Consider the following 13,724-nt stretch of genomic DNA (forward strand, 5'->3'; position numbering starts at 1 on the left):
ATTTGTATCGTTGAAAGAAAATACTCATACAGGAACATCTACAGGTAAGGTTATACGCTATACATGATGTGTGTTGTCGCTACGTGCAGTATTTCTCAAAACATTTCCGCCAGGTGATGGTTATGTAGAGCTTCTACAAGAAGAAGGAAAGACAAATCATGTCTGAATTTCAGAATCTTCCAAAATTCAGACATTACTATGAGGAAACAATCATTGATGTGGTACTTCAACAAACGGTTACATATAAACGAACAGAAGTAGAATTTATATAAAGTGAAACTTTAATCAGTGGGGGTTTTCTTCATCCCCCACTGATTATGAGCCCTCACCAATCGGGCTGTTACGGGCAGCCCTACTCCCACCTATCTTCCTTGCTACTCTTTGAACCTTGAGGTGGGAGTCTTACTGCCCTAAAATAGCGGGATAAAATCTCCTATAGCAGTAAAGACTTTCATTTATGTTGCAATCTCATCCAATGATACCTAACTTTCTATGCAGTTCGTACTCCTCAGACTAGAGATTTTCCGCCGACTTCCTTCACGATTCAGGAGTTGAACTCCAGAAAATGTGCACATGCTGAGCGCACCAAAAAAAGCAATGAGCCTACACCCATTGCTTTTCTTACTAATTAAAGCATAACCCCAACGATAACCGCTGATAAGATACTTACTAATGTTGCACCGTATACAAGTTTTAATCCGAATGATGATACAACGTTCGCTTGTTTTCCATCAATACTTTTCGTCGCCCCAGCGATAATTCCGATAGATGAGAAGTTCGCAAATGATACGAGGAAGATTGATAAAATCCCTACTGTTCGATCCGATAAATCACCGGCCACTTTTCCAAGGTCAAGCATTGCCACGAATTCGTTCGTTACTAATTTTGTTGCCATAATTTGTCCCGCTGTTAGCATCTCTGATGTTGGAATACCCATAATAAATGCTAATGGTGAGAAGATATACCCTAAAATGCTTTGGAATGTGATTCCGAAAATTGAATCGAATACACCGTTAATTGCTGTAATTAATGCTACGAAACCGATTAACATCGCCGCCACTGTTACAGCGATAGAGAAACCAAGCATAATATATTCGCCTAACATTTCAAAGAATGTTTGTTTCTTATCTTCTTGTAATTCTAAAATATCGTCCTCTTCTTTTACATCATATGGATTAATAATATGAACGATAATGAATCCACTAAATAAGTTTAATACAAGTGCTGTGACTACATATTTCGGCTCAATCATTTTCATATAAGAACCAACAATTGACATTGATACTGTTGACATAGAAGATGCACAAAGTGTATATAAACGATTTTTCGGTAATTTACTTAATTGATCTTTTACTGTAATAAACACTTCACCTTGACCAACGATTGCAGCTGCTACTGCATTATAGGATTCTAGTTTTCCTAAACCATTAATCTTACTTAATACGAAACCGACTGCACGAATGATAATTGGTAAAATTTTAATATGCTGCAAAATTCCAATTAATACAGCTAAGAAAATAATTGGTAATAGTACTGTTAAAAAGAATGGTGCTTGTCCATCATTTGCTAGACCACCAAATACAAAATTAACCCCTTCTTCCGCATATTTTAATATCGCGCCGAAACCATCTGCAATTCCTTTTACTAACACATATCCTATTTTTGTATTTAGTAAGAAATAGGATAACGCTAATTGAATGACAAGCATAATTGCAATTGGTTTATATTTAATTTTCTTACGATCTGAACTTACAAGAAAAGCTAGTACAAATACTACCAGTAAACCAATTAGAAACATTACTAGTTTCATATGTGAATCCCCACTTCCCATGTGTTATCGGTTGTCCAACGAATGACGAATGACGTCTGACTACTAATGTTTAAAAAGAAAAATCCTTACAATCAGTAAGCGTTTACATAAATTGCAATTTACAAATGGCGGTCTCTTCTTCCCTACCTTATTCAAAGTCTGAAATGGATACCACCTACAATACAAATTGTAAGCGTTATCTAACAGAAATGCAACATAATTTTTCCCTTATAAACAAAAGCAGTGAGTTTACGCTCACTGCTTTTAACTTTTATAACATTACGCCAACAATAATCGCTGATAAAACACTCACTAAAGTTGCGCCATATACAAGGCGTAATCCGAACGACGACACAACATTTGATTGATTTTCGTCAATTCCTTTCGTTGCTCCTGCGATAATGCCAATAGATGAAAAGTTCGCAAAAGATACAAGGAATACCGAAAGAATACCGACTGTGCGAGCAGATAATTCCCCTCCCACTTTGCCAAGGTCAAGCATCGCGACAAACTCATTTGACACTAATTTTGTTGCCATAATTTGACCCGCTGTTACCACTTCTGATTTCGGAATGCCCATTACAAATGCAAGAGGAGAGAAAATATATCCTAAAATAGCTTGGAATGTCATTCCAAAAATCGCATCGAACAAGCTATTAATGGCTGTAATTAATGCTACGAAACCAAGTAACATTGCCGCTACTGTTACTGCAATTGTAAAGCCAAGCATAATATATTCGCCTAACATTTCAAAGAATGACTGCTTCTTTTTATTTTCTAATTTTAACGTATTTTCTTCTTCTGTAATATCATACGGATTAATAATATGAACGATAATGAATCCACTAAATAAGTTTAATACAAGTGCTGTGACTACATATTTCGGCTCAATCATTTTCATATAAGAACCAACAATTGACATCGATACTGTTGACATAGAAGATGCACAAAGTGTATATAAACGATGCTTTGGAATTTTACTTAATTGATCTTTTACCGTAATAAATACTTCTGCTTGACCAACGATTGCAGCTGCTACTGCATTATAGGATTCTAGTTTTCCTAAACCATTTACTTTACTCAATAGAAAACCAACAGAGCGAATGAACAGTGGTAAAATCTTGAAGTGCTGCAAAATCCCAATTAATACAGCGAAGAATACAATTGGTAATAACGCTGTGAGGAAGAATGTGGTTTCCCCCTTATTCACAAGACCCCCAAATACGAAAACGATTCCAGATTCAGCATATGTGAGCAAGGCGCCAAATCCATCAGAAATTCCTTTTACTAAAATATACCCAATCTGTGTACTTAATAGGAAGTACGATAATGCCAATTGAACCATAAGCATCACCACAATTGGTTTATACTTAATTTTCTTTCGGTCTGTACTTATAAGAAAACCAAGTATAAATACAACGAGTAATCCTACAAGAAACATAACAAACTTCATATATAAAATCCTCCGTTTAAAACTTATTCAACATTTTAGTAAATTATTAAACATTGAATGTCTGACCATACAAAACAATCAATAATCCGAACTTTTATTTTTCACGTAAAATGAATATGATATCAACAAAAACGAATTTATCTCTTATTTATAAAGGCCTTAACCATTCTAACATAAATTTAAATCCACATCCTTATATTTCCGAAAAAAATTACAATGAATATAAAAAAATTATTAATGTTCGTCTTTTATAAAGATATAAAAAAGGTATCAGATTTTCTCTGATACCTCCTTTTTACATAGTTTGTTCTTTTTCTTCTACTTTAGAATCTTCCCAGCACTCTGTATTTTCTAGCCCCGGAATCGAACTTGCATGAAACACTGGGTCTCTTCCTTGTTTCTTTTGTTTTACATAGTCTGATAATGCTGTAAAAGCAAACTTAGATAGAAATACAATTGCCACTAAATTAATAACAGCCATAATCCCCATAAATAGGTCTGCTAAATCCCATACAATTTGAATTGTAGCTACCGAACCAAGTATAACCATACCAAGCACTGCAATTCGGTAAACGATCAATATCCCTTTACTTCCATTTAAGAATTCAATATTTGTTTCACCATAATAGTAATTCCCAACAAGTGAACTAAATGCAAATAAGAAAATTGCAACTGCTACAAAAATAGAGGCCCAAGATCCAATATGTTGACTTAATGCTTGTTGTGTTAATTGGATACCATTTGTATTAGCTAATCCTGATACATCTGATAACAAAATAATAAATGCTGTACAACTACAAATTAGCAATGTATCTGTAAATACCCCTAATGTTTGGATAAACCCTTGTTTGACGGGATGTGTTACATTCGCAGTTGCTGCTGCGTTTGGCGCGCTCCCCATACCAGCTTCATTTGAAAACAATCCACGTTTTACCCCTAGTAAAATAGCCGCTCCAAATCCACCACCAACAACTTCTTTAATCCCAAAAGCATGTAAAATAATTTCTTTAAATAAAGTTGGAATCTCTGTAATATTTGTAATCACTACGAACAAGGCAACTCCTATATAAATAAGCGCCATAACAGGAACAATCATTTCGACAGCGCGAGCAATTCGTTTTACCCCACCAAAAATAATAATTGCTAACAGTCCAGCCATTACAATGCCGACTAATCTACTATCTGTATGAAATGCGCCATCAAATGCTGCTGCCACAGTATTTGACTGTACCGCATTAAAAATCAAACCAAAACTAACTGTGATTAAAATAGAGAAAATAGCACCGAGCCAGCGCTTATTTAGTCCTTTTTCCATATAATACGCCGGTCCCCCGCGGAACGTATTTCCATCTTTCACTTTGTAAATTTGCGCTAATGTACTTTCTACAAAAGCAGATGCACCACCAATTATCGCAATCAGCCACATCCAAAATACAGCCCCAGGTCCCCCAGTTGAAATCGCAATTGCCACACCTGCTAAATTACCTGTACCTACACGAGAAGCTGTACTCATACAAAACGCTTGGAATGACGAAACGCCATTCTTTTCCTTTTGTGCTTTACGTGTTTTCGAACTCGCTCCATCTCCTAGTAAGCGAATCATTTCACCAAAATAGCGAATTTGAACAAAATTAACTCGTAAAGAAAAATAAATGCCAATACTAATTAACATACCTATCATAATATATGTCCAAAGAACATTATTTATATCCGTAATCAATCTCGCTAACATTTCCATCGAATCACTTCCCCCTCTCTTAACAATAAGAAGATTATATTCTAAAAAATTTTAAGAATCAACAAGTTTAGACAAAAAAATGTTAGGTTTTATGACACAATAATGTAATTATTCCTAACATAACTTACTCCCTAAACAAACTGGACATCATTATGTTTCCTACAATCGAATTGACAAACAAAATTGTTGTAACTATAATGATTACATCACGTTGATAAAACAACCTGATCATAAAACTATCTATCCACCTTTAGATATATAGCTTTACTACTTATTTTATAAAATTTCGGAGGGATTTCTTATGAAAATTGGAATTATCGGAGCAAGTGGAAAAGCTGGAAGCCGTATTATGAAAGAAGCACTTGATCGCGGCCATGAAGTTACTGCAATTGTACGAAACGCATCAAACATTACAGACAAGAATGTAAAAGTATTAGAAAAATCCGTATTCGATCTTACTTCTAACGACCTTCAAACATTCGATGTAGTTGTGAACGCATTTGGTGCGCCAACTGGTAAAGAGCATCTTCACGTTGATGCCGGAAACGTATTAATTGAGGCCATGAAAGGTGCGCCACATACAAAATTAATTGTTGTCGGCGGTGCTGGTAGTCTATTTATAGACGAAGCAAAAACAACACGAGTATTTGAAACACCAGATTTCCCAGCAGAATATCTTCCAACTGCCCAAAATCAAGGCAAAAACCTAGAAATTTTACAACAAACAAACGACATTACTTGGACATTCATTAGCCCTTCTGCTCTATTCGCATTAGGAAAACGTACTGGTTCTTATAAAACTGGTAAAGATCATCTTCTTGTTAACTCAAAAGGCGATAGCTATGTAAGTTATGAAGATTTTGCTGTAGCAACACTTGATGAAATCGAAAATCCAAAACACGAAAACGAACGCTTCACAGTTGTTTCTGAAGCAGAATAATAAAGGGAATTTTTGAATCAACAGGCACTTTAGCCCCACTAAAGTAAAACTCGCCCCTAAAATCTTGAGGTGGGAGTTTTACTTTTTATTAATATCTTCCACCAAAATCACCATTGTTCTACCACATAACGAATACTCGTTTATCTCTTGTAAGATGTAGATGGTTGATTCGCGATGCTTCATTTTTTTCAGCTCACAGCTACTTCTAAGCTTGATTTTTTCTTACTTCTTTCAAATAGTACAACTGCATTTTGGAGATTGCTGTCTCCTTATGAGCATCCCTTTTTAATTTGAAATCAAAATTCACCAGGCCGTATTTACTTCGAATGAAAATGCGAATTTTTCCGCCCACATTTCCCCTTTGAGGTGGATCAGTTGATTGCGCTTGATAGGTTCCTCTCTTCGCATTCATTTGTTTGAACTGCACATAATCTTTTCTCAATATCTTACTCGCATCAAACGCCCCTTCATTCTTTTTATGTAGCACGCGAACTATCATCAAAAAAAGGGAAAATGAACAAAACTTACTCATTTTTCCCTTTTCTTCTCTATATTCGACTATGTTTTAAATCATTCGAAAATAAAATGTCTGCCCTCGTCCTTTGTCATCACTAAGTTATGGAATCAAATCCATATAGTTACGAATCATTTTTTATGTTAACATAAGTGTATATAGTATATAATAAAAGATATATATTATACACTTGCCGATAAAGGAACTTTTCTATGATGCGGACAAGTTCATAAATAATAGGTAAGACATTATGATTTTAAATTTCTTCAACTGGAATTAGAAATTTAAGGGCATTTATCTCATTTTGTGAAGCTTTGTATAAAGTTTTGCATTTTTTTGCTGTTCTTACCTATATTCGGGATACTTATTCCACAAAATAAGAGTATTGTTATCGTAAAGGAGAATTGGAGATGCCAGAAACTATCACTCAAACAAAGCCTGAACAAGAATCTGTACAAATTTCTGCTAGCCAAGGACAACTAGATGTACTTGACCAGTTATTAAAACCTGAAGTACAACAATCATTAACTACGCTAGTAGAACAGCTTCCAAAATTAACTGAGCTTGTTAACATTTTAACTAAGTCTTATGATTTCGCACAAACTGTTGCAAATGATGAAGTATTAAAAAGCGACACTGTTGGTGCAATCCAAGAGATTGTAGAACCTGTAAAAGATACTGTGAAAACAATAGCAGCAACTGCTATTGAAGCAAAAGATCGCGCTGAAGAAAGCAATGAAGTTATCGGTCTTTTTGGTTTATTAAAATTATTAAAAGATCCACAAGCACAAAAAATGTTCCGCTTTGTAAATGCTTATCTTCAAATTAGTGCAGAACGTAATAATAAATAATTTATCTTATAACAACAATTAGTAAAGACGGGGGATATCATACTATGTCAAAACAAATTGTCATCTTAGGCGCTGGTTATGGCGGACTTCTTGCCGCTTTAAATGTACGCAAATATTACAGCAAATCAGAAGCACAAGTTACAGTTATTAACCAATATCCAACACACCAAATCATCACAGAACTACACCGCTTAGCAGCAGGTAATATTTCTGAGCAAGCAATTGCAATGCCACTTACGAAACTTTTCAAAGGAAAAGATATCGATCTTAAAATTGCAACAGTTGAATCTTTCTCAGTGGATAAAAAAGAAGTTAAACTAGTTGGCGGCACTACTTTATCTTATGATGCACTTGTAGTTGCTTTAGGAAGTAAAACCGCTTACTTCGGTATTCCAGGATTAGAAGAAAACAGCATGGTATTAAAATCTGCTGACGATGCAAACAAAATCTTTAAACATGTGGAAGAACGCATTCGTGAATACGCAAAAACAAAAAATGAAGCTGATGCGACAATCTTAATCGGCGGTGGCGGATTAACTGGTGTTGAGCTAGTGGGTGAACTTGCTGATGTTATGCCTAAACTTGCAAAAAGCTACGGCGTAAATCCAAAAGAAGTAAAATTACTTCTTGTTGAAGCAGGTCCAAAAATCCTTCCAGTATTACCAGACGATTTAATCGAACGTGCGACAACTAGCCTAGAAGCACGCGGTGTTACATTCTTAACAGGGCTTCCTGTAACAAATGTTGAAGGCAACACAATCGAATTAAAGGACGGTCAAAAAATCGTTGCGAACACATTCGTTTGGACAGGTGGCGTACAAGGTAACCCATTAATTGGCGAATCTGGTCTTGAAGTAAACCGTGGCCGTGCAACTGTTGACGACTACTTACAATCTACTTCTCATAAAAATGTATTCGTTGCTGGAGACAGCGCTGTTGTATTCGGCCCAGAAGGTCGCCCATATCCACCAACTGCACAAATCGCTTGGCAAATGGGTGAACTAATTGGATACAACTTATACGCAGCATTAGAAGGCAAAGCTCTTGAAGAGTTTAAACCAGTAAACTCTGGTACACTTGCAAGCCTAGGACGTAAAGATGCTGTTGCTATTATTGGTGCAAGCTCAACTCCACTTAAAGGCTTACCTGCATCATTAATGAAAGAAGCAAGTAACGTTCGTTACTTATCACACATTAAAGGATTATTCAGCTTAGCTTACTAATCCGTATCGAAGCCTAAATCATACATCTCATGATTTAGGCTTTTTTGTATACATAGCTTTATTCGTCATGAAAATATAATAATCCTCCAAAATTGTTCTAATATACTGATTTTTTCATCAAAATTGTGTATAAAAATAGAAGCAAGGATTATTCCTCGCTCCTACTTTTCCTTTCAATACTTTTGCTCATTTCAAATAAACTGAAACTTTAATCAGTGGGGGGGTTCTTCATCTCCCACTGATTATGAGCCCTCACCAATCGTGCTGTTACGAACAGCATTACTCCCACCTATCTTCCTTGCTATTCTTTGAAGCTTAAGGTGAGAGTCTTACTGCCCTAAAATAGCGGAATAAAGATGAAACTTCACTATAACATGTATCTATTCAATTGATGAAAGTACATCAATAAGTGAAAAGATAACTGTCGTAACTTCTGGCTTTGCAGTAGTTTTCCATCCCGCGGATGAATCACCGCTGACTATAGCGCCTCACTTTATAAATCTTCCCCAATAATTCTTACTTCTCTTTCTAACTTTACACCAAATTTCTCTTCCACTGTTTTTTGTACAAAATGAATTAAATCGATATAATCTTGTGCTGTTCCATTATCTACATTGACCATAAATCCAGCATGTTTTGTAGAAACCTCTACACCACCGATTCTCTTTCCTTGCAGTCCAGAGTCTTGAATTAATTTTCCTGCAAAGTGATTCGGTGGACGCTTGAAAACACTACCGCATGAAGGATATTCTAGCGGTTGCTTAGACTCTCTTTTATATGTCAGATCGTCCATTTTCGCTTTAATCTCTGCGTAATTACCTTTTTCAAGCTCAAATGTACCTTCCAATATAATGTAATGATTATTAGCAAATGTGCTTTTACGATACCCAAATTCAAAGTCATCTTTTGTAAGAGTTATAAGTTCTCCCGCTTCTGTCATCACAAGTGCCTTTGTTAACACATAGGAGATCTCACCACCATATGCACCAGCATTCATATATAAAGCACCGCCCACAGAACCAGGAATGCCACATGCAAATTCAAGGCCTGTTAAAGAATATTCTAGCGCTGTTCTCGAAACATCAATAATCGCCGCACCGCTTTGTGCTATAATTGATGTTCCTTGCACAGTAATATCCGTTATATGAGTTAAGCTTAATGTAATACCACGGATACCTCCATCTTTTATAATGACATTAGAGCCATTTCCTAAAAATGTAATGGGAATATTGTGCTCGCTTGCATATTTTACAACCTTTTGAATTTCCGTATAACTAGTGGGCATAATAAACACATCCGCCTTGCCTCCGACTTTGATGTGCGTATGATTTTTCAACATTTCATCTTGCTTCACATGATTCTCTGGTAATATTTCACTTAAGTATTTATAAACCTCTTGCATATTCATGATCCGATTCCTCTATTTCTATATTCTTTTTTCCCCGCTTATGACGGGCAATCATATCCCCACTAAAAAGATATGTTAAGAAACAATATAACGTGGTAGATAAGCTATGAACGTCTAATTGGAAATCATACAACAGATAAAAAATCCTACTCATTAAAGCATATTTCCCCAAAAACTACTCTGTGATTATACAAGATTCCAATCTCAGTTTCACACCTTATAAATCTGTTGCTTTATAAGGTGTGCCACTCATATTAAAATATATATTTCTCAATAAAGCAACCCAAATAGGTCAAAACTCCATATATTACAAATTTGTAACTTTAGCGTAATAAAGTTACACCTACATTATTGAGGATTCTCTCCATATATCACCAATTTACCCCACAACAACAGCACATCCACTAGAATGTGCTGTTGTTCTTCATGATTAATTTCCTTCTTTTTCCTTATCAAACCACAATAACTCATCGTCATCAACGTCACCGTTATAGTTAATCAATATCTCTTCTCCTGCTTTTATATCTGTATAAGCATAGAAATCGAATGTATGATTGTCAAAATTGATTTCGTATGTGGCATTCGGACGATACGCATGGTTAAACAGCATACCATATCCTAATAGAATCGCTGAATGATTCACCCCATACTCAAATGCATAATCGGCAAGTAACGTTTTTTCAATAAATATATGTTCTTCGTTTGGATAAGAAATAACTGGTGCTTCATGCAATAGCTCACCTTTTTTTATATCCCGTGTTGCAAATACCCCTCGATTAAATTCCCCACTACTAAGTGCAGATGTCTTAATTTCAATCATATTTTCCACCTATATATTTCTTTCTCTACAGTATTTTCTTACTTTAAGCTTGACAGATACAGACGAGAAAAGCAATTCATTTAAATAAATATTTCTGATTGGTGCCTTTTCCACTCTTGACGAAAAAATCTATACGCACTTATTGGAAATCACCAAAATATTTAGTACACTAGTAAATGGAATGAATACGGCGATGGAGTTCGCCACAACCGCTGCTTAGCTAATGACTCCTACCAGGATACACACTGGTAGGAGTCTATTTTTTTTGAGTAAACTAAGAGAGAGGTGAAGAAAATGGTCTATCTTATTGTTGGATTAGCTGGAATATTAGGTGCTCTTTCACGATATTATTTAGGACTAAGTATTGATGTATTGTGGCACCACCCTTTCCCACTCGCCACATTATTTATTAATTTGATTGGATGCTTTTTATTAAGCTGGATTGCCACTTATATTTCTCGTCTAAATATTTTTCCTTCAGAGGTCGTTACGGGGATTGGAACAGGATTTGTAGGATCTTTTACTACATTTTCTACTTTTGGTGTCGAGACAATGAAATTAATCAACCAATCAGCATGGTCGATTGCTATCGTATATGTACTCTGCAGCATATTCGGTGGACTTTTTATGTCTAGTATGGGATACAAATTAGGAAATATCTTATTTACAAAGCGCGCCGTTATAACGAAAAAGGGGGACTAAACAATGTCAGAATATCATGCATTACTCGTCGCTATCGGTGGCTTCTTCGGTGCGATTACACGCTTTTATATAAGCAATTGGTTTAAGAAAAGAAAGAAAACATCCTTTCCGCTTGCCACATTCTTTATCAATATAACAGGCGCTTTCTTGCTCGGACTCATTGCCGGAAAAGGTATCGATAAAAGTTGGCAATTGCTACTAGGAACAGGCTTCATGGGCGCTTTCACTACATTTTCTACTTTTAAATTAGAATCCATTCAGCTTTTTACAAATAAGAAGTGTGGAACTGGGTTCTTGTACATAGGAGCAACCTATATCAGCGGAATCATACTTGCATGTATCGGAATAAAAATAGGTAGTTTATAAAAATAAAAGGGGTGGTGACAACTACCATCCCTTTTATTTTCTATTCTTTCTTGCGATTCTCTACTTTTTCAAGCAATTGTTCTTTTCTTATTTTAGAACGGTCTATATATTCATCTGAAAACTCTGTAGCGTATGCTCCTCGATACTTCTTAGGAGAGTTCAGCACCTGCTCTTCTTCCTTTAAAACCATTCTCTTCATATAGATATGGAAGAACACTTCTACTATCCCAATCAGAAGTGCTGCCCAAAACGAAGATGCAGTAAGACTCCGAGTTGCATCAATACCTGTAAGAAGATATGCTAATACCCAAATTCCGAAAAAACTTAAACCGAAATCCACAATGGTAGCAACTGTATTTCCATACTTAGATAGAACAAATAAATCTCCAATTAAATAGGCTGCTCCTGTAATGACTAATGAGATAAACAAAACTCTAGGAACTGAAACGTCCCAGAAAATACCTAGTACTATAAGCAATACAGCACTAATTGCCATATACTTAATCAATAAAGCAACAATATGTTTCATTGATTATCCTCCATTTTTAACTTCCATATGGAATCATATTTTTACCCAGTACTAGATTGTGTTGATTTCATAAAAGCATACAGGAAATTGCAACCATCACATTATCTGATTTATTCGGCTCTTTTAGGGCAGTAACAGCCTGGTTGGTGAAATTTTATTTATATCAAGCAAGTCCCTTATTCTTACAACAGTTTGTAGTATAATTTGCTTATTATTTTATGCAATTGGTGTTCCATTTGGCACTAGCTCATCAGGTTTTAAAAGCACAACATCTCCTTCTTCTGGAACACCACCTATTATTAACACCTCTGATTTAAATCCCGCAATTCGTCTTGGTGGAAAGTTCACAACTCCAATGACCTGTCTGCCAATTAACTCTTCCGGCTCATATCTTTTCGTAATTTGGGCTGAAGATTGTTTCATCCCCACTTCTTCTCCAAAATCAACTTTTAATTTTATCGCCGGCTTCCGCGCTTCTGGAAATAGCTCTGCTTCTACAATCGTTCCGATGCGGATATCTAATTTCATAAAGTCTTCAATCGTTGCCATATATGCTCCCTCCAATTTTTGAAATACCTACCTACATTTTAAACAAATGAAATAAAAGATTTTTCACCAAAAATCAGCTATTTTTATCTCTATGTCATATATTCGTTACATCGTCCCTATCACCTTTGCGATATTGACTCGGTGACATCCCCTCATACTTTTGGAACAAGCGAGTTAAAGAAGACTGATGCTCTAACCCAACCTGTATGGCAATATGCATAATGGATAAATTTGTATTTCGCAATAATTCTTTTGCTTTATTAAGGCGAACTTCCTGTATGTATACCGATGGAGATTTTCCCGTTTCTTTTAGAAACCACTCCGAATAATAAGAACGATTATAGTGCTCAAGCGCCGCTAATTGTTGCACAGTTATATTTTTATCATAATGTTCATGAATATATTGAATAGACTTCGGATGTCGCTCCTTGAATAAGCAGCGCGAAATATATGGATAGAGTTCGTTCAAGGAAGATTGTCCTTGTTCTATTTCATGTAAAATGAGATAGCGAATACTTTTCCACTGTTTATCGAACACATGTGAAATCCCTGTCCTTTGCATATTTCCTTCAGGAATCATGAAATGAGGAATATCCAGCACTAAAAATTCATTGCGTACAGCAGAATGAAACGTATGGGTGCATTCTGGAGGGACAAAAAATAACGTCTTCTGGTCAATGAGAAGATTTTGTAACCCAGCTTTTATAGAAAGTTCTCCTTGAAGAGGTAAAATTAACTGAGCATGACTGTGAGCATGTGTATGTTCAATCTCTCTATACGTTCGGCGTTCCGCAACAATCTCTTTACATATTTGCATATGC

General features: G+C 35.7%; 14 protein-coding genes and 1 riboswitch. Of the genes, 5 read left to right on the forward strand and 9 right to left on the reverse strand.

Annotation, left to right across the window (positions count from 1 at the left end; all coding sequences use genetic code 11):
- Positions 1-628: 628 nt before the first annotated feature.
- The 3 genes from BCER98_RS18390 to BCER98_RS18400 form a co-directional block, all read right to left on the reverse strand.
- Entirely contained in the window at positions 629-1,810 is a 1,182-nt protein-coding gene (locus BCER98_RS18390) for a NupC/NupG family nucleoside CNT transporter (protein ID WP_012096094.1), read from the reverse strand.
- Positions 1,811-2,081: 271 nt separating this feature from the next.
- The gene (locus BCER98_RS18395; RefSeq protein ID WP_012096095.1) at positions 2,082-3,263 is read right to left on the reverse strand and encodes a NupC/NupG family nucleoside CNT transporter; all 1,182 of its coding nucleotides are present in this window, start codon (positions 3,261-3,263) and stop codon (positions 2,082-2,084) included.
- Positions 3,264-3,558: 295 nt separating this feature from the next.
- Positions 3,559-5,001, reverse strand: coding sequence for an alanine/glycine:cation symporter family protein (locus tag BCER98_RS18400; RefSeq protein WP_012096096.1), 1,443 nt, complete (start codon positions 4,999-5,001; stop codon positions 3,559-3,561).
- A 301-nt stretch (positions 5,002-5,302) separates the two neighbouring features.
- Between BCER98_RS18400 and BCER98_RS18405 the strand changes: the two genes are divergently transcribed.
- Entirely contained in the window at positions 5,303-5,941 is a 639-nt protein-coding gene (locus tag BCER98_RS18405; RefSeq protein ID WP_012096097.1) for an NAD(P)-dependent oxidoreductase, read from the forward strand.
- A 205-nt stretch (positions 5,942-6,146) separates the two neighbouring features.
- Here BCER98_RS18405 and BCER98_RS18410 read toward each other — a convergent pair whose 3' ends face one another.
- Positions 6,147-6,473, reverse strand: a complete 327-nt coding sequence (locus BCER98_RS18410; protein WP_012096098.1) for a hypothetical protein — start codon at positions 6,471-6,473, stop codon at positions 6,147-6,149.
- Between the two features lie 392 nt (positions 6,474-6,865).
- Between BCER98_RS18410 and BCER98_RS18415 the strand changes: the two genes are divergently transcribed.
- The gene (locus BCER98_RS18415) at positions 6,866-7,306 is read left to right on the forward strand and encodes a DUF1641 domain-containing protein (RefSeq protein ID WP_012096099.1); all 441 of its coding nucleotides are present in this window, start codon (positions 6,866-6,868) and stop codon (positions 7,304-7,306) included.
- A 44-nt stretch (positions 7,307-7,350) separates the two neighbouring features.
- The gene (locus tag BCER98_RS18420; RefSeq protein WP_012096100.1) at positions 7,351-8,529 is read left to right on the forward strand and encodes an NAD(P)/FAD-dependent oxidoreductase; all 1,179 of its coding nucleotides are present in this window, start codon (positions 7,351-7,353) and stop codon (positions 8,527-8,529) included.
- Between the two features lie 493 nt (positions 8,530-9,022).
- Here the strand turns inward: BCER98_RS18420 and murB are convergent, their stop codons facing one another.
- Both murB and BCER98_RS18430 read right to left on the reverse strand, forming a co-directional pair.
- A complete protein-coding gene (gene murB / locus BCER98_RS18425; RefSeq protein WP_012096101.1) occupies positions 9,023-9,937 on the reverse strand; it encodes a UDP-N-acetylmuramate dehydrogenase in 915 nt (304 codons plus the stop codon).
- A 430-nt stretch (positions 9,938-10,367) separates the two neighbouring features.
- Positions 10,368-10,757 (reverse strand): SET domain-containing protein, encoded by a 390-nt coding sequence (locus BCER98_RS18430; protein WP_012096102.1) that lies wholly within the window; start codon positions 10,755-10,757, stop codon positions 10,368-10,370.
- 180 nt (positions 10,758-10,937) lie between these two features.
- Positions 10,938-10,997, forward strand: a riboswitch (Fluoride riboswitch).
- A gap of 54 nt (positions 10,998-11,051) precedes the next feature.
- On the opposite strand from BCER98_RS18430, the gene crcB (BCER98_RS18435) reads away from it, so the two are divergent.
- Both crcB (BCER98_RS18435) and crcB (BCER98_RS18440) read left to right on the forward strand, forming a co-directional pair.
- Positions 11,052-11,459 (forward strand): fluoride efflux transporter CrcB, encoded by a 408-nt coding sequence (gene crcB / locus BCER98_RS18435; RefSeq protein WP_012096103.1) that lies wholly within the window; start codon positions 11,052-11,054, stop codon positions 11,457-11,459.
- Between the two features lie 3 nt (positions 11,460-11,462).
- Positions 11,463-11,825 carry a fluoride efflux transporter CrcB gene (gene crcB, locus BCER98_RS18440; RefSeq protein WP_012096104.1) on the forward strand — a complete coding sequence of 121 codons (363 nt, stop codon included), beginning with the start codon at positions 11,463-11,465 and terminating at the stop codon, positions 11,823-11,825.
- A 40-nt stretch (positions 11,826-11,865) separates the two neighbouring features.
- Here the strand turns inward: crcB (BCER98_RS18440) and BCER98_RS18445 are convergent, their stop codons facing one another.
- From BCER98_RS18445 to BCER98_RS18455, 3 genes are all read right to left on the reverse strand, one after another.
- Complete coding sequence (locus BCER98_RS18445) at positions 11,866-12,354, reverse strand: YndM family protein (protein WP_012096105.1); 489 nt, start codon at positions 12,352-12,354, stop codon at positions 11,866-11,868.
- A gap of 216 nt (positions 12,355-12,570) precedes the next feature.
- Entirely contained in the window at positions 12,571-12,903 is a 333-nt protein-coding gene (csaA, locus tag BCER98_RS18450) for a chaperone CsaA (RefSeq protein WP_012096106.1), read from the reverse strand.
- A gap of 94 nt (positions 12,904-12,997) precedes the next feature.
- On the reverse strand, positions 12,998-13,720 hold the full coding sequence (locus tag BCER98_RS18455) for a helix-turn-helix transcriptional regulator (RefSeq protein ID WP_012096107.1): 723 nt from the start codon (positions 13,718-13,720) through the stop codon (positions 12,998-13,000).
- Positions 13,721-13,724 lie beyond the last annotated feature (4 nt).

It is taken from the genome of Bacillus cytotoxicus NVH 391-98 (assembly GCF_000017425.1).
Lineage (GTDB): Bacteria > Bacillota > Bacilli > Bacillales > Bacillaceae_G > Bacillus_A > Bacillus_A cytotoxicus.